The organism is Rhizobium sp. Leaf453 (genome assembly GCF_001425605.1).
Taxonomy (GTDB): domain Bacteria; phylum Pseudomonadota; class Alphaproteobacteria; order Rhizobiales; family Rhizobiaceae; genus Pararhizobium.
The window spans coordinates 249,771-263,767 of record NZ_LMRG01000026.1; the positions used below are offsets into that span (position 1 = coordinate 249,771).

Annotated in this window: 15 protein-coding genes; 5 read left to right on the forward strand and 10 right to left on the reverse strand. The window is 58.6% G+C overall.

All coding sequences use genetic code 11. From position 1 onward, the window contains the following. Positions 1-8: 8 nt before the first annotated feature. From bamA to pyrH, 6 genes are all read right to left on the reverse strand, one after another. The gene (gene bamA / locus ASG68_RS22650; RefSeq protein ID WP_062585626.1) at positions 9-2,342 is read right to left on the reverse strand and encodes an outer membrane protein assembly factor BamA; all 2,334 of its coding nucleotides are present in this window, start codon (positions 2,340-2,342) and stop codon (positions 9-11) included. A 248-nt stretch (positions 2,343-2,590) separates the two neighbouring features. Next, complete coding sequence (gene rseP / locus ASG68_RS22655; RefSeq protein ID WP_062585625.1) at positions 2,591-3,724, reverse strand: RIP metalloprotease RseP; 1,134 nt, start codon at positions 3,722-3,724, stop codon at positions 2,591-2,593. Positions 3,725-3,752: 28 nt separating this feature from the next. Continuing rightward, complete coding sequence (locus ASG68_RS22660; protein WP_062585624.1) at positions 3,753-4,586, reverse strand: phosphatidate cytidylyltransferase; 834 nt, start codon at positions 4,584-4,586, stop codon at positions 3,753-3,755. Then, positions 4,586-5,329, reverse strand: a complete 744-nt coding sequence (locus ASG68_RS22665) for an isoprenyl transferase (RefSeq protein ID WP_062585622.1) — start codon at positions 5,327-5,329, stop codon at positions 4,586-4,588. The genes ASG68_RS22660 and ASG68_RS22665 overlap by 1 nt, the downstream gene beginning before the upstream one ends. A 37-nt stretch (positions 5,330-5,366) precedes the next feature. Continuing rightward, entirely contained in the window at positions 5,367-5,927 is a 561-nt protein-coding gene (gene frr, locus ASG68_RS22670) for a ribosome recycling factor (protein WP_062585620.1), read from the reverse strand. 47 nt (positions 5,928-5,974) lie between these two features. Beyond that, entirely contained in the window at positions 5,975-6,697 is a 723-nt protein-coding gene (gene pyrH / locus ASG68_RS22675) for a UMP kinase (protein ID WP_062585849.1), read from the reverse strand. Between the two features lie 40 nt (positions 6,698-6,737). On the opposite strand from pyrH, the gene ASG68_RS32070 reads away from it, so the two are divergent. Then, positions 6,738-6,902: a hypothetical protein gene (locus tag ASG68_RS32070; RefSeq protein ID WP_210173835.1), complete on the forward strand. Its 165-nt coding sequence runs from the start codon at positions 6,738-6,740 to the stop codon at positions 6,900-6,902. Positions 6,903-6,907: 5 nt separating this feature from the next. Here ASG68_RS32070 and tsf read toward each other — a convergent pair whose 3' ends face one another. The 3 genes from tsf to ASG68_RS22690 form a co-directional block, all read right to left on the reverse strand. Next, positions 6,908-7,834 (reverse strand): translation elongation factor Ts, encoded by a 927-nt coding sequence (gene tsf, locus ASG68_RS22680; RefSeq protein WP_062585618.1) that lies wholly within the window; start codon positions 7,832-7,834, stop codon positions 6,908-6,910. Between the two features lie 357 nt (positions 7,835-8,191). Next, complete coding sequence (gene rpsB, locus ASG68_RS22685; RefSeq protein ID WP_062585616.1) at positions 8,192-8,962, reverse strand: 30S ribosomal protein S2; 771 nt, start codon at positions 8,960-8,962, stop codon at positions 8,192-8,194. Between the two features lie 194 nt (positions 8,963-9,156). Continuing rightward, entirely contained in the window at positions 9,157-9,993 is an 837-nt protein-coding gene (locus tag ASG68_RS22690; RefSeq protein ID WP_062585614.1) for a cell envelope integrity EipB family protein, read from the reverse strand. A 155-nt stretch (positions 9,994-10,148) separates the two neighbouring features. On the opposite strand from ASG68_RS22690, the gene ASG68_RS22695 reads away from it, so the two are divergent. Genes ASG68_RS22695 through ASG68_RS22710 form a run of 4 tightly spaced genes read left to right on the forward strand, consistent with a single transcriptional unit; the run spans position 10,149 to position 13,010 of the window. Further along, the gene (locus ASG68_RS22695) at positions 10,149-10,616 is read left to right on the forward strand and encodes a RidA family protein (protein WP_062585612.1); all 468 of its coding nucleotides are present in this window, start codon (positions 10,149-10,151) and stop codon (positions 10,614-10,616) included. Between the two features lie 14 nt (positions 10,617-10,630). Further along, the gene (locus ASG68_RS22700; RefSeq protein WP_062585609.1) at positions 10,631-11,356 is read left to right on the forward strand and encodes a glycerophosphodiester phosphodiesterase; all 726 of its coding nucleotides are present in this window, start codon (positions 10,631-10,633) and stop codon (positions 11,354-11,356) included. 3 nt (positions 11,357-11,359) lie between these two features. Next, positions 11,360-12,553 (forward strand): GNAT family N-acetyltransferase, encoded by a 1,194-nt coding sequence (locus ASG68_RS22705; protein ID WP_062585607.1) that lies wholly within the window; start codon positions 11,360-11,362, stop codon positions 12,551-12,553. Between the two features lie 31 nt (positions 12,554-12,584). Next, a complete protein-coding gene (locus ASG68_RS22710; RefSeq protein WP_062585605.1) occupies positions 12,585-13,010 on the forward strand; it encodes an HIT family protein in 426 nt (141 codons plus the stop codon). Positions 13,011-13,019: 9 nt separating this feature from the next. Here ASG68_RS22710 and ASG68_RS22715 read toward each other — a convergent pair whose 3' ends face one another. Beyond that, the gene (locus tag ASG68_RS22715) at positions 13,020-13,949 is read right to left on the reverse strand and encodes a phosphatase PAP2 family protein (RefSeq protein ID WP_062585603.1); all 930 of its coding nucleotides are present in this window, start codon (positions 13,947-13,949) and stop codon (positions 13,020-13,022) included. Positions 13,950-13,997: the final 48 nt, after the last annotated feature.

Here is a 13,997-nt window from a genome sequence, read left to right on the forward strand (position 1 = left end):
TGCAAGGATTAGAAGGACGACGAGATACCGAACTTCAGGTTCTGGATCCGGTCATAGTCTTCCTTGGCAACCGGGAACGCGTAGTCGACACGCAGCGGACCGAACGGCGATGCCCAGATCAGGCCGAGACCGACCGAGGCACGCAGCGAGGCCTTGGTGCCGACGACATCGTCATCCGCAGTCGTATCGACATCGTTGCCGTACAGCGTACCGGCATCGGCGAAGATCGCGCCACGGAAACCAGCGTCACGCGAGACGAATGGCAACGGGAATGTCGCTTCCGCCGAAGCCGTGAAGTAGGTCGTACCACCAAGGGAATCGCCGTACTTGTCGCTGCGCGGACCGATACCATTACGCTCGAAGCCACGGATATCGTTGCTGCCGAGCTGGAACTGATCGAAGACTTCCATCTTGCCGCCCGTGTTGAACACGTGACCTGCGGTCGCACCCAGAGACGCGATGAGGTCGGCGTCGTCGTTGAGCGTGTAGTACCACTTACCCTTGGCAGTCAGCTTGTAGAAGTCGGACGTACCACCGAGACCCGCATATTCCTGGGTCGCCGAGGCAAGAATGCCTTCATGCGGCAGGGTCGCATCGTCAAGCGAATTGTAGGTGAGCGTCTGTGAGATCGACGAGCGCGTCCATTCAGACTTGTTCACGACGCGGTCATACGGGCTCGAAAGATCGTCCGTATCGCCGTGATAGTCCATCTGGGTGTAGTTGTAACGGAACGTCGTCGACAGTCGCTCGGTGATCGGCGCGGTTACGCGCAGGCTGAAACCTTGATCTTCGTAGCTGTAGTTGTCGTCGTCGTAATCGTTCTCGTTCTTGAAGACGTCGAAGCCGGCGGCCAGACGATATCCGAGGAAATAGGGCTCGGTGAACGAAACGTTGTAGGTCCGGCTGTCCTCGCCGCGACCGGCGGCAAGACGGATATACTGACCGCGGCCGAGGAAATTCTTTTCCTCGATCGAGGCTTCCAGCAGGAAGCCGCCGCCGCTACCGGCCGAATAGCCCGCACCGATACCGAACGAACCGGTCGACTGATCTTCGACATCGACGACAACCACGACGCGGTCGCCGGCCGAGCCGGGCTGCGTCGAGATGTTCACGGTGGAGAAGTAGCCGAGCGCCTCAAGACGGCGCTTTGCCGAAGCAATCATTTCCTGGTTGAACGCATCGCCTTCGCTCATGTCGAATTCGCGGCGGATGACGTAGTCACGAGTGCGGGTATTGCCGCGAATTTCGATACGCTCGATATAGGCGCGCTCGCCCTGGTCGACGAGATAGTCAACAGCGATCGTGCGATTACCGAAATCGCGGTTGCCACGCGGCGTTACGCGAGCGAAGGGATAACCCTGCGCAGCGACACGCTTGGAGATAGCGGAAATGCTTTCCTGCACATCCTTGGCCTTGTAGATCGAACCTTCGGAGCTCTGAACGAGCCCACGCAGTTCGTCTGCATTGACGCCCTCGACAGTCGATTCGACGTTGACGGCGCCAAAGTCATAGCGCTCGCCCTCTTCGACAGTGATCGTCACCGTGTATTCGTTGGTGGCCTCATCGAGGACAGCATCCGACGAGACGACACGGAAATCCGCGTAACCACGATTGTAATAGAACTGGCGCAGCAACTCCTCGTCAGCGCGCAACTTATCGGCGTTGTAAACATCCTTGCGGCTCAGGAATGAGAAAATACCCGATTCCTTGGTCGCGATGACGGCCTCGAGCCGGCCATTGCTGTAGGCATTGTTGCCGACGAAATTGATAGCCGTGATCTTGGTGCGGTCACCTTCATTGATAACGAAGGCGAGATTGACGCGACCTTCGGCGATTGGAACGACCTGCGTCGTGACAGTCACGTCTTCGCGACCAATGCCTGCATAGGCATCCTTGATAGCCTGAATATCGTATTCTGCCGTCGCCTCGCTGTACGGACCGAGCGAACGGGTGCGAACGACAGCCTGCAACTTGTCGTCCTTGATCTTGCGGTTGCCGTTGAAGACGACCTGATTGACCAGCTGGTTTTCAGAAACCGTCACGACGAGCGTGCCACCGGAAACATTGATGCTGACGTCAGAGAAATAGCCTGTGGCGTAGAGGCGCTTCACGGAAGCGTCGATTTCAGCGTTGCTGAAGCTCTTGCCGGGAACGATGGTGATGTTAGCGCGGACGGTCTCTGGGCTGACGCGGGTAGCGCCACGGACTTCGACACGGCTGATGGTTGCTGCTTCTGCGACAGCTGCACTTGCAAGGGTTACAATGCCAGTCCCCGATGCGACCACACTAGCAGACAGCGCAAACGCCGACACCGCGTTCAAAAATCTTGAACCAGCTTTCATAAATCTTACCTTCTTCCCAATGCCCCGCAGCGAACTCGTACCGACTCCGGTCACGGTTGCCGTTTTAACCGCTTTTCCCATACAAGCAAGGTCGGACGTTAATTTCTGTTTACTTCAATTGAAACCGTGTCCTAACGGCCACTACAGATTTGTATTATCGTAAACAATTCCTTTCGATCAACCCATTGAAATCCCAACAAGCTGATCACCTCCAAGAAGACCGCACCACCGGCGCGAACCCCGAATTCCTAGCCCAGCAGCGAACTGATATCGTTCCACGTGGCAAACACCATCAGCATCAAAACCATGGCGAAACCGATGCGGAAAGCGATGTCCTGCATGCGCGGCCCGACGGGTTTTCCCCGCAGGGCTTCAACCGCATAAAACATCAGATGGCCGCCATCAAGTACCGGAACCGGCATTAGATTGAGAAGTCCAATGGAAACCGACAGGACCGCCGCCAATTGCAAAACGGCAGCGACACCGATCGTCGCCATCTGGCCGGATGCCTGCGCCACGCGGATCGGTCCGCCCAGCTGATCAGCCTTCATGCGGCCCAGAACGAGATTGGAGAGGTAGTCGAACGTGCCGGTGACGATATGCCAACTTTCGACCGCACCCTGCCCCACGGCCTCAATCGGGCCGAATGTCTGCAGACGGAAATTGCCGGTCTCCTGATTGGTCAGGATACCGATGATTCCCAATTCCATCTTGTTGCCGAACTGGTCGGTGATCTCGGTGCGCTGCGGCACCATCGGCAGGTCGAGCGTTTCACCCTTCCGCTTGATCTGAATGGTGATCGGCGTTTCCGGCCGCACGCTGACATAGCGCCGGACGTCATCGAAGGTCGTCACCGGCGTTCCGTCGATAGAAATGAGCAGATCTCCCGGCAAGACGCCGGCCTTCGCGGCGGCGCTGTTTTCCTTCACCTCGGCAACGACAGGATCGGCGACCGGCTTCCCATAGATCGAAAACAGCACGGCGAAGATGGCGATGGCGAGAATGAAATTGGCGATGGGACCGGCGGCGACCGTTGCCGCGCGTTTCCAGAGTTTCGCTCCCAGGAACGTCCGGCCGCGATCTTCCTCGGAATATTGTTCGAGACGGCTGTAATCGGGAACGCTGGCCGCGTCTTCGTCGCCGAAGAACTTCACGTAGCCCCCCAGAGGGATGGCGCAGAACTTCCAGCGCGTCCCGTGCTTGTCGGTATAGCCGAAGAGTTCCGGGCCGAATCCGACAGAAAAGGCAAGGATGCGGATACCTGACCAGCGGCCGACCAGATAGTGCCCCATCTCGTGCACGAAGACGAGCAATGTCAGAACCAGCAGGAACGGTACGATATAGCCGAGAATCAGTTGAAGCGTGTCGGCCAGATGAGCCATGTCGTCCCTCGATCAGGTATGCGAGGCCTCACGGCCCCAGCAGGATTGCCCCCACAGGCGCAGCCATTCCGCCCGCGGACACGACTTGCACAAGTGCAATCAGAAGCGCGGCAAAGCAGGCAAAAACAAGACCATCCACACGGTCCATGACACCGCCGTGACCGGGAATGAGTTTGCTTGAATCCTTCACGCCAAAACGGCGCTTGATATAGGATTCAAACAAATCTCCAATCTGGCTGAAGACAGAGAGTACAAGCGCCAGCAGCGGAATGATGGCCCCGTCCAGCGAAAAGTGGCTCATGTAGACCAGAACACCCGCGACAACGCCGGAAACGGTTCCCCCGATGGCGCCAGACCAGGTCTTGCCGGGTGAGATGCGCGGCGCGAGTTTCGGCCCGCCGATCGCCCTGCCGGTAAAATACGCCAGGACGTCTGTCGCCCAGACGACGGCGAAAACGAAGATCATCGCCAACAGGCCGATGTCGCTATCGCCGCGGATCGCTGAAAGGGAAATGCCGGTCAGCCCCGCGTAGACGATGCCCCCAGGCAGCCACCAGCTTCCGCGCCGGATGGCGGTCCAGATTGCGGCTGCGCCAACGAACCCTGCAAGCGCGAGCAGCGTCAGATTGGAATTATCGAGAAGAATCAGAGCTGCTATAACGACCTGCGACAGCCAGCCGAAGGCATTGCCTTGAAAGTCGGCTTCCGCCAGCCGCGTGATGGTCGACCACTCGTAATAGACCAGCAGCGCGATCGCCACCGAAAGAAGCTCAAACACGGTGCCGCCGGCCCAGGTCGCGCCAAGCGCGATGACGGCAAGCACGATGCCGGAGATGATGCGCAATCGCAGTTCCGTCTGCATCAGGAACCAACCGCCATTGTCGGCTGCGAAAGTCCGCCGAAGCGGCGCTCCCGTCCGGCATACGTCTTCAGCGCCGCCAGGAAGACCTCACGCGTGAAGTCCGGCCAGAGTTCCGGAATGAACAGGAGTTCGGAATAGGCCGCTTGCCACAGCAGGAAATTCGACAGCCGCTCCTCGCCGCTGGTGCGCAGCACGAGATCCGGATCCGGTATACCAGCCGTGTCGAGCTTGCTTGCAATGCGCTCCGGCGTGATCTGATCCGCCGTCAGATGACCTTCAGCAACGTCGATCGCCAGGGCGCGCATCGCGCGAGTCATCTCGTCGCGCGAACCGTAGTTGAATGCGATCACAAGCGTGATCCCGGTATTGCCGCGCGTTGTCTCCTCCGCCTCCAGAAGCAGGGGCAGGATATCGCCTCGCAGGTTCGTCTTGTCGCCGATGACACGAATGCGGACATTCTGTTGATGCAGATCGGCCAGATCGCGCCGGATGAACGCCTTGAGCAGCCCCATCAGATCGGACACTTCCGCCTCCGGACGGCTCCAGTTCTCCGAGGAGAAGGCAAACAGCGTCAGATAGCGGATTCCCACCTCGCCTGCGGTACGGACAGCCTCGCGCACAGCCTCCACGCCCTTGCGATGCCCCATCGTGCGCGGAAGACCACGCGAATTGGCCCAGCGGCCATTGCCATCCATGATGATGGCAACATGCGCAGGGACATTTCTAAGCAATGGGTTTGACATCTATGGTCCGATAAAACAGAGACTCGAAATCAGCAGGCTATACCTGCATGATTTCCTTTTCCTTATCGGCGAGCAAGCGGTCGATGTCGGAAATCATCTCATCCGTCATTTTCTGAACCTTGTCCGACTGGCTGCGGCTGATATCCTGCCCGATCTGGCCGTCCTTTTCGGCTTTTTTCAGGCTGTCCATGCCGTCGCGGCGAACGTTGCGCACCGCAATCTTCGCCTTCTCGGTATAGTCGTGAGCCACCTTCACCAGCGACCGGCGGCGCTCTTCGTTCAGCTCCGGCAGCGGGATGCGGAGATTCTGGCCATCGACGATCGGATTGAGGCCGAGATTCGATTCGCGGATGGCGCGGTCGACAGCGTTGACCATCGACTTGTCCCAGATGGAAACACCGAGCATGCGCGCCTCGGGAACGGTAATGTTGGCAACCTGGTTCAGCGGCACACGCGAACCATAGGCTTCCACCATGACCGGATCGAGCACGTTTGCCGATGCACGACCGGTCCGCAGCGAAGCGATATCGCTCTTGAACGCATTGATGGCACCATCCATGCGGCGCTTCAGATCACTCAGGTCAATACCTTCACTCATGGATCAAACTCCCGTTTATCATGGCGGCAACCAAGCCGCCCTCAAGCTCAATTGTCGGTAACGATGGTCGCCCGGCCGCCGCCGGTCAAGATTTCGGCGAATCCGCCCTTCTCGTGGATGGAGAAGACGATAATCGGAATGCTGTTTTCCCGCGCCAGCGCAACGGCGGCGACATCCATCACCGCGAGTCCCTGCTGCAGGACTTCGCTGTGCGTGAGGCGCTCGTAGCGGGTCGCAGTCGGGTCCTTCTTCGGGTCGGCGGTGTAGATGCCATCGACCTGCGTGCCCTTGAAGATCGCTTCCGCGCCCATTTCGGCGGCGCGAAGGGCTGCGGCCGAATCCGTCGTGAAGAACGGATTGCCGGTACCGCCGGCAAAGATCACCACGCGACCGAGCGACAGGTGATAGAGCGTGGCGCGCTGCGAGAAGCTTTCGCAGATTTCCGGCATGGCGATCGCCGACAGAACCACGGTATCGATGTCAAGCTTGCGAAGCGACGTCGCGAGCGCCAGAGCATTGATGACGGTTGCCAGCATGCCCATATGGTCGCCGGTCACGCGATCGCCGCCCTTGGAGGCAACAGCGACACCGCGGAAGATGTTGCCGCCGCCGACGACGACGCCCACCTCCACTCCCATCGCGCGTGCTTCGGCAATGTCGGAGGCGATGCGATCAGCAACGGCGACGTCGATACCGAAGCCCTGGTTTCCCATCAGTGCTTCGCCGGAAGCCTTCAGCAGCACGCGTTTATAGAGAGGTTTGGCCGGCATCGTCACTCCTGTCGAAAGGGGCACCCATGCAAGATGGTGCATGAAACTGATCTTTCATCCCTGCGCGGCCGTTATCGCCCCGGATAATCTCCGGGGGAGCCTGCGGCAATTGGATGATGATGCCGGATACACGAAGGGCACCGCGTTGTCACGCGATGCCCCGGATGTTTCCCACCAAGGATGGTGGTTTTCCCAATCAGGATGAAGAAATCAACCCTTGGCGACAGCCGCCACTTCAGCGGCGAAGTCGGTCTCTTCCTTTTCGACGCCTTCGCCGAGCAGGAGGCGAGCCATGCCTGCAACCTCGATCGGTGCGCCGACGGTCTTTTCAGCTTCCTTGATGGCAGCCTCGACGGTCAGGTCGGGGTTCATGACGAAAGCCTGCGACAGAAGAGCGACTTCCTCGAAGAACTTGCGCATGCGGCCGTCGACCATCTTCTCGATGATGTTGTCCGGCTTGCCCGAGGCGCGGGACTGCTCGATGAAGATGTTGCGCTCGCGCTCGGCAACAGCCGGATCGACTTCGGTCGAACGGATGGCGAGCGGGTTGGTCGCAGCGATGTGCATGGCAACCTGGCGGCCGATCGCGTTGAGCGCCGTCTTGTCGCCGGTCGACTTGAGCGCAACGAGAACGCCGAGCTTGCCGAGGCCGTCCGCCACCGAGTTGTGGATGTAGGTAGCGACAACACCGTCTTCGACGGACAGCAGAGCCGAACGGCGCAGCGTCATGTTCTCGCCGATGGTGGCGATCGCATCGGTGACGGTTTCCGCGACGGACTTGCCGGTTGCCGGATAGGTGGCAGCGGAGATCGCGTCGACGGTACCATTGGTTTCGAGGGCAACGGCAGCGATGCCACGAACCAGATCCTGGAAGGCATCGTTACGGGCGACGAAGTCGGTCTCGGAATTGAGCTCGACGACGACGGCCTTGGTGCCGGCGGATGCGATGCCGATCAGGCCTTCAGCAGCGGCACGGCCGGACTTCTTGTCAGCCTTGGCGATGCCCTTGGCGCGCAGCCAGTCGATCGCGGCTTCCATGTCGCCGTTGGTTTCGTTGAGTGCCTTCTTGCAATCCATCATGCCTGCGCCGGTCGTTTCGCGCAGTTCCTTCACCATTGCTGCAGTAATAGTGCTCATCTTTTTTGCCTCTTCGTTTGTTCGGCTGGCGCGCTGCCAGAAAACCGGCGCGTTACCAGGAGGATGTGGCAGGGCATGACCCCTGAATGTGACATCGTGATGAAAGTTTCATCGCGACGATTCGCATCTTTCGTGGTCAGCGTCAAAAGGCTCACCCGATGCAAAAGCACAAGGCCGTTCACTTCTTCAGTCGTAAACGGCCTTGTCCTGATTGTCTGAATGGAATGGCGGGCTGCTGCACAATTCCTTAAATCGGAATCGATTTAAGGATAAAATTATGCAGCATATCGAATGTGTTACAGCGACCTTTGCGCGTCATATCTGACGCGCGGCGCTGTACCCCGCCATCCTGCCTTATCAGGCTTCGGCAGCGACTTCTTCGAGAGCCGGCTCGAGCGGCAGGTCGGAAGCGGCGCCGAGGTCACGACCCGACGAGCTCTGCTGACGGGCGATGCCGTCAAGTGCTGCACGCGAGATCAGATCGCAATACAGTGAGATCGCACGCGAAGCGTCGTCGTTGCCGGGGATCGGGAAGTCGATCTGGTCCGGATCGCAGTTGCTATCGATGATGGCGACAACCGGGATGCCAAGACGCTTGGCCTCTTCGATCGCGATCGATTCCTTGTTGGTGTCGATGATGAACATCAGGTCCGGAACGCCGCCCATGTCGCGGATGCCGCCGAGAGCGCGGTTCAGCTTTTCGCGTTCGCGCTCAAGGTTCAGACGCTCCTTCTTCGAATAGCCCGAAGCTTCCGAAGCCAGAATCTCGTCGAGCTTGCGCAGGCGCTGGATCGAGTTCGAAATCGTCTTCCAGTTGGTCATCATGCCGCCGAGCCAGCGGGCGTTGACGTAGTACTGGGCCGAACGCTTGGCAGCATCAGCGATGATTTCCGATGCTTGGCGCTTGGTGCCGACGAACAGAACACGACCGCCCTTGGCGACAGTGTCGCTGACGGTCTGCAGCGCGCGAGACAGAAGCGGAACGGTCTGAGCGAGATCGATGATGTGTACGTTCGAACGATCGCCGAAGATGTACGGCTTCATTTTCGGGTTCCAGCGATGAGTCTGGTGACCGAAGTGAACACCAGCTTCCAGAAGCTGGCGCATGCTGAAATCAGGCAATGCCATGCCTTTTTCTCCTTTTCCGGTTGAACCTCCGCAAGGCAAACAGCACCCTCTTCAGAAGATGCCACCGGGTGGAATTGCCCGGATTTCTCCCGGACGATCCCAAACCTTACGTGTGGAATGCGGTGCCCATACCCGCTGTCGCCCGATAAATCAAGGGCGATGGCGCAAAATACTGCCGGGCAGACAGATGATGGCTACTTGCAGTCGCCTTCCTTGAACATTTCAAGGTTGGCAAGCTTGCCACTCAGGACGAAATCGCCGTAATCCATCGTCAGGTCACGGGTGATGCCGTTTTCATAGAGCTTGAACTCCATGCGGTAGATCGGCAGAGCGTCCCCTGACGCATCGTCGTTGAAATAGGAAATGGTCACCGGCCAATAGGGCTTGGCCGCCATCGCGCCGGCCTTGCCGGCATCGCCCGTCTCGACGTCGCTTGGAGCCGGCTCCTGGAGCTTGCCCACCATCGTCGTCGTGATCAGCGTCTTGTCGCCCGAATCGGATCCGTCGAAGATGCGGGACTCAAACAGTCTTTCGCCCTTCTTGGCGTGATCGATGACCTCGAGCATATGCTCTGTCGGAAACAGGCTCTGGGCGAGATCGACTTCGCGCTTGTCCGGCGATGTCAGGTCTACCTTCACGCCTTCCTCAGCTTCATGGGCAGAGCCACGCACCTCCTTGTCGAGCTTCTCGTCGGTGAAGGAGCGGGTCAGGAAGCGGAAATTGCCGTTCTTCAAGTCTTCGTAGGTCGTCGTCTGCTGATCCGTCAGCTTGATCTCTTCCCCGGTATCGACCTTGGTGACAAAGCGGAAACTGACGGTATAGCCTTCGCAGGCAGAACCGTTGAACTCATAGACCATGCGGCCATACATGCCCGAAATGCCGGAGCGTTCGGAGGCGTCTTTCAGTTCCAGGTCATAGACGGCGCGATGCGGCACAAGAATATTGGCCGAAGCAGCGGAAACGCCGCCGGCTGTCATGCCCGAAAAACAGACCCATGTCAGAACGACAGAGGCAAAGCCTGAACGAAACATCCGTTTCCTCCTGTTGGACTCGCCACCGATGCTATAAGAACACATCCGGCAAAAGCGAGGCATGAATGACCACGAAAGCGTATTTCACGACTTCATGAATCACGGCTTTGCATGCAGCATTTGATGGCAAAACACAACAATCACCGGAGTTATCCATGTCCGCAGAAATAGAAGCACGCATCAAGGAACTGGGAATCACTCTTCCCCAGGCCGCTGCTCCAGCCGCCAACTATGTTCCCTTCGTCATCAGCGGATCGCATCTCTACATTTCCGGCCAGTTGCCCATGGAAGACGGCAAGATCGCAGTGACCGGCCATCTCGGGGACGATGTCGATGTCGCCACCGGCCAGCGCGCCGCTGAACTCTGCGCCATCAACATCCTCGCCCAGGCTAAGGCAGCGCTGGGCGGCGATCTTTCGCGCATCCGCCGCATCGTCAAGCTTAACGGTTTCGTCGCTTCCAAGCCGACCTTCGTCGAGCAGCACCTGGTCATCAACGGTGCCTCGAACCTGATTGCCAAGGTACTGGGTGATGCCGGCATTCACGCGCGCGCTGCTGTCGGCATGGCCGCCCTGCCCCTGAATGCCGCCGTCGAGATCGACGCCGTCATCGAAATCGCTTGATCGGATTACAGACGATGACAGACCTGTCCTGGCTGACGGCCCAGCCCATTGCCCATCGCGGCTATCACGATCTCAACAAAACGATATGGGAAAATACGCTCTCGGCTTTCGCCCGCGCCGTCGAAAACGGCTTCGCGATCGAATGCGACCTGCAATACACCGCCGATAGTGTCCCCGTGGTCTTCCACGATGATGACATGCAGCGCCTGTGCGGCATCAAGGGCGATGTCCGCGCCAAGACCGCCGGCGAACTCGGCCTGATCGCCATCGGCGGCACCGCCGACAAGATCCCGACGCTAGGACAGCTTCTCCGGCTGGTGAAAGGCCGGGTCCCGATCGTGCTGGAACTGAAGGGCCGGCGGGGCGATGACGAAGGCTTCGCCGCCGCCGCGCTCGAAACGCTCGAAAGCTATGATGGCCCGATCGCGCTGATGAGCTTCGACCATTGGCTGCTCAAGGATCTGAAGGAACTCAGCGCCCCCTTCCCGGTCGGACTGACGGCCGGAGGGATCAACGAGGCCGAATTCGCCGTTCACGAAGAAGCGATGCAGCTTGGCCTTGATTTCATTTCCTATTTCTATCGCGATCTGCCAAATTCCTTCATCACCAAGCAGCAGTCGCTCGGACGCGCCATCATTACCTGGACGGTCCGTGATCAGGAGGCTGTCGAGCACACGTTCAAATATGCGGATCAGATGACATTCGAGGGTTTCGACCCCAAGGAAAGGCTCATCGCTTAGAGCATGACAGGCGAAGTCAAAATCCGCGTCGAGACATCCTTCCGGGATATTTCGAAGGAAAGCTGGGATGGGCTGTCGGGTGCCTCGAAGGGACAGCCCGGCGGTCTCTATAATCCGTTCATCTCGTATGCCTATCTGTCAGCACTGGAGGAATCCGGCTCTGCCACGGCCGAGACCGGCTGGCTTGGCCAGCACCTGCTGATGGAAGACGACAAGGGCGGCCTAGCCGGCGGCCTGATTTCCTACCTGAAGAACCACAGCCAGGGCGAATATGTCTTCGACCACGGATGGGCCGACGCGCTGGAACGGGCCGGCGGGCGCTATTATCCGAAACTGCAGTCCTCCGTCCCCTTCACACCGGCGACCGGGCCGAGACTGCTGGCAGCCATCGGCGCGGATACATCCGTGGTCCGCGACTCCCTCGCCGCCGGCCTTCAGGAACTGGCGCGGCGCCACAACGTGTCCTCCGCCCATGTAACCTTTGTTCCGGAACAGGAAATTCCCACATTCGAACGTGCGGGCTTCTTGCACAGGACCGATCAGCAGTTCCATTTCCTCAATGACGGCTACGCCTCTCACAACGATTTTCTGGAAACGCTGGCGTCGCGCAAGCGCAAGGCCTTGAAGAAGGAACGGCGGGCGGCGCTGGAAAACCATATCAGCATCGACTGGCTGACCGGCAAGGATCTGACGGAAAGCATCTGGGACCAGTTCTTCCGCTTCTACATGGACACTGGAGGCCGCAAATGGGGCCGCCCCTATCTGACCCGCAAATTCTATTCGCTGATCGCACAGAGCATGCCGGACGACATCTTGCTTGTCATGGCGAAGCGCAACGGCAAGTATATCGCCGGTGCGATCAATTTCATCGGCAGCGATGCGCTCTATGGGCGTCACTGGGGCGCGATCGAGGATCATCCCTTCCTGCATTTCGAAGTCTGCTATCATCAGGCGATCGATTTTGCGATTTCGAAGGGATTGAACCGCGTCGAGGCTGGCGCGCAGGGGGAACACAAACTCGCCCGCGGCTATCTGCCGACGACCACCCATTCCGCTCATTTCATCGCGCATCCGGGCCTGCGGCGTGCGGTGGCCGATTACCTCGAGCGGGAACGGCAGGATGTAGAGCAGATGGGTGACATTCTCACCGAACACAGTCCGTTTCGCAAAGGCGAACGGCAAGACATCGACGACTGAATTCCAGGATTATTGCAGAGGAGACACGCGGATGACCGGCGGCGCCTATGACACCAACAATATTTTCGGAAAGATCCTGCGCGGCGAGATTCCCGCCCACAAGGTTTTCGAGGATGACAACACGCTCGCCTTCATGGACGTGATGCCCCAGTCGGAAGGCCATGTCCTGGTCATCCCCAAGGCACCGTCGCGCAACATCCTCGACGCCGACCCGGCGACCTTGTCACCGCTCATTGCTGTAGTGCAGAAGATCGCTGTTGCCGCACAGGAAGCGTTCGACGCCGATGGAATCACCATCATGCAGTTCAACGAAGCGCCGGCCGGACAATCGGTCTTTCACCTGCATTTCCACGTCATCCCGCGCTACGAGGGTGCAGCGCTCAAGCCGCATTCCGGCAAGATGGAAGACGGCGGCGTGCTGGCGGCCAATGCAGCGAAAATCCGGGACGCGCTCTGACGAAAGCGCTCAAACAGCCTGCGGTTCACCGATCTTTTGATAGGCACTGTTCAACCTGCGCATTGTCACGCCTGACAGCGCGTAGGCTATCATGAACACGCCGACGCCTCCGATCATGTCAATCAGATGATGCCCTCCTTGGACGAGGATGGCCAACGCCATGAAGGCATTGAGGCAGAAAATTACCGGCATCAAAACGCGATGGCGTGGAACAAAACAGACGGACATGCATGCCATGACCGTATGGAACGACGGAAAGCCGATCAAACCAAGAACGTTCTTGGGAGAGAGGTAATCCACACCATCGCGGCTTAGGGCCAGCAGTGCGTCACCATAGGCCGGGGTGACCGCGATCGGAAATGCATCCAGAACCGACTGCGGTAGATCGTGGAAGCTTTTGGCCCCGAAATTGGGAAACAGCGCCCAGATCACAATCGCCATAAGGGCACCAATGACCCCAGTCAGCAGAAAGCGGTGCAATTGCTGCGCCTGCCCCATGAAGCCCAGCACCAGAATGATGACCAAGAGCTGCGGAAGAGACGTGAAATATACCTGGTACAGAACCGTCCCGAACCAAGGATAGTGCGATACCCAGATCAATAATGTGGGCCAATGATATCCCATGGCGTCATCGATCTGCATCAGAAAATCATCGATCGGCGCAAAGGTATTGGGAAGGAACATGTAGTTGAATATCGAGCCAAAAATGGTGAACAGCACAAACAATCCGGCTGCGACCAGAGCGAGTGCCAAGCGGCGTTCATTCCGAACGACGCGATAATATTGGCCCGTCGCAACCAGAAACAGTCCGACCGCAACGATGCCGGCATAGCCGGCAGCATCAACCCCTATATTCTTTGAATAGAGCAGCACGGCATCCAATACAGCCAGCGCCAAAAGAATCCTGACGACGAACCACTCTCCAGGCAAAAAGCGCATGTGCTGCTCCTTCGAAATCAGGCAACACATACTCCATGGCGTTTAAGA

Coding starts and splice junctions, on each gene's coding strand:
- ASG68_RS32070 (WP_210173835.1), top strand. CDS start 6,738: ATGAAACTGATCTTTCATCCCTGCGCGGCCGTTATCGCCCCGGATAAT.
- ASG68_RS22660 (WP_062585624.1), bottom strand. CDS start 4,586: ATGCAGACGGAACTGCGATTGCGCATCATCTCCGGCATCGTGCTTGCC.
- ASG68_RS22700 (WP_062585609.1), top strand. CDS start 10,631: ATGACAGACCTGTCCTGGCTGACGGCCCAGCCCATTGCCCATCGCGGC.
- ASG68_RS22705 (WP_062585607.1), top strand. CDS start 11,360: ATGACAGGCGAAGTCAAAATCCGCGTCGAGACATCCTTCCGGGATATT.
- ASG68_RS22715 (WP_062585603.1), bottom strand. CDS start 13,949: ATGCGCTTTTTGCCTGGAGAGTGGTTCGTCGTCAGGATTCTTTTGGCG.
- ASG68_RS22690 (WP_062585614.1), bottom strand. CDS start 9,993: ATGTTTCGTTCAGGCTTTGCCTCTGTCGTTCTGACATGGGTCTGTTTT.
- bamA (WP_062585626.1), bottom strand. CDS start 2,342: ATGAAAGCTGGTTCAAGATTTTTGAACGCGGTGTCGGCGTTTGCGCTG.
- rseP (WP_062585625.1), bottom strand. CDS start 3,724: ATGGCTCATCTGGCCGACACGCTTCAACTGATTCTCGGCTATATCGTA.
- tsf (WP_062585618.1), bottom strand. CDS start 7,834: ATGAGCACTATTACTGCAGCAATGGTGAAGGAACTGCGCGAAACGACC.
- ASG68_RS22665 (WP_062585622.1), bottom strand. CDS start 5,329: ATGTCAAACCCATTGCTTAGAAATGTCCCTGCGCATGTTGCCATCATC.
- pyrH (WP_062585849.1), bottom strand. CDS start 6,697: ATGCCGGCCAAACCTCTCTATAAACGCGTGCTGCTGAAGGCTTCCGGC.
- frr (WP_062585620.1), bottom strand. CDS start 5,927: ATGAGTGAAGGTATTGACCTGAGTGATCTGAAGCGCCGCATGGATGGT.
- ASG68_RS22710 (WP_062585605.1), top strand. CDS start 12,585: ATGACCGGCGGCGCCTATGACACCAACAATATTTTCGGAAAGATCCTG.
- ASG68_RS22695 (WP_062585612.1), top strand. CDS start 10,149: ATGTCCGCAGAAATAGAAGCACGCATCAAGGAACTGGGAATCACTCTT.
- rpsB (WP_062585616.1), bottom strand. CDS start 8,962: ATGGCATTGCCTGATTTCAGCATGCGCCAGCTTCTGGAAGCTGGTGTT.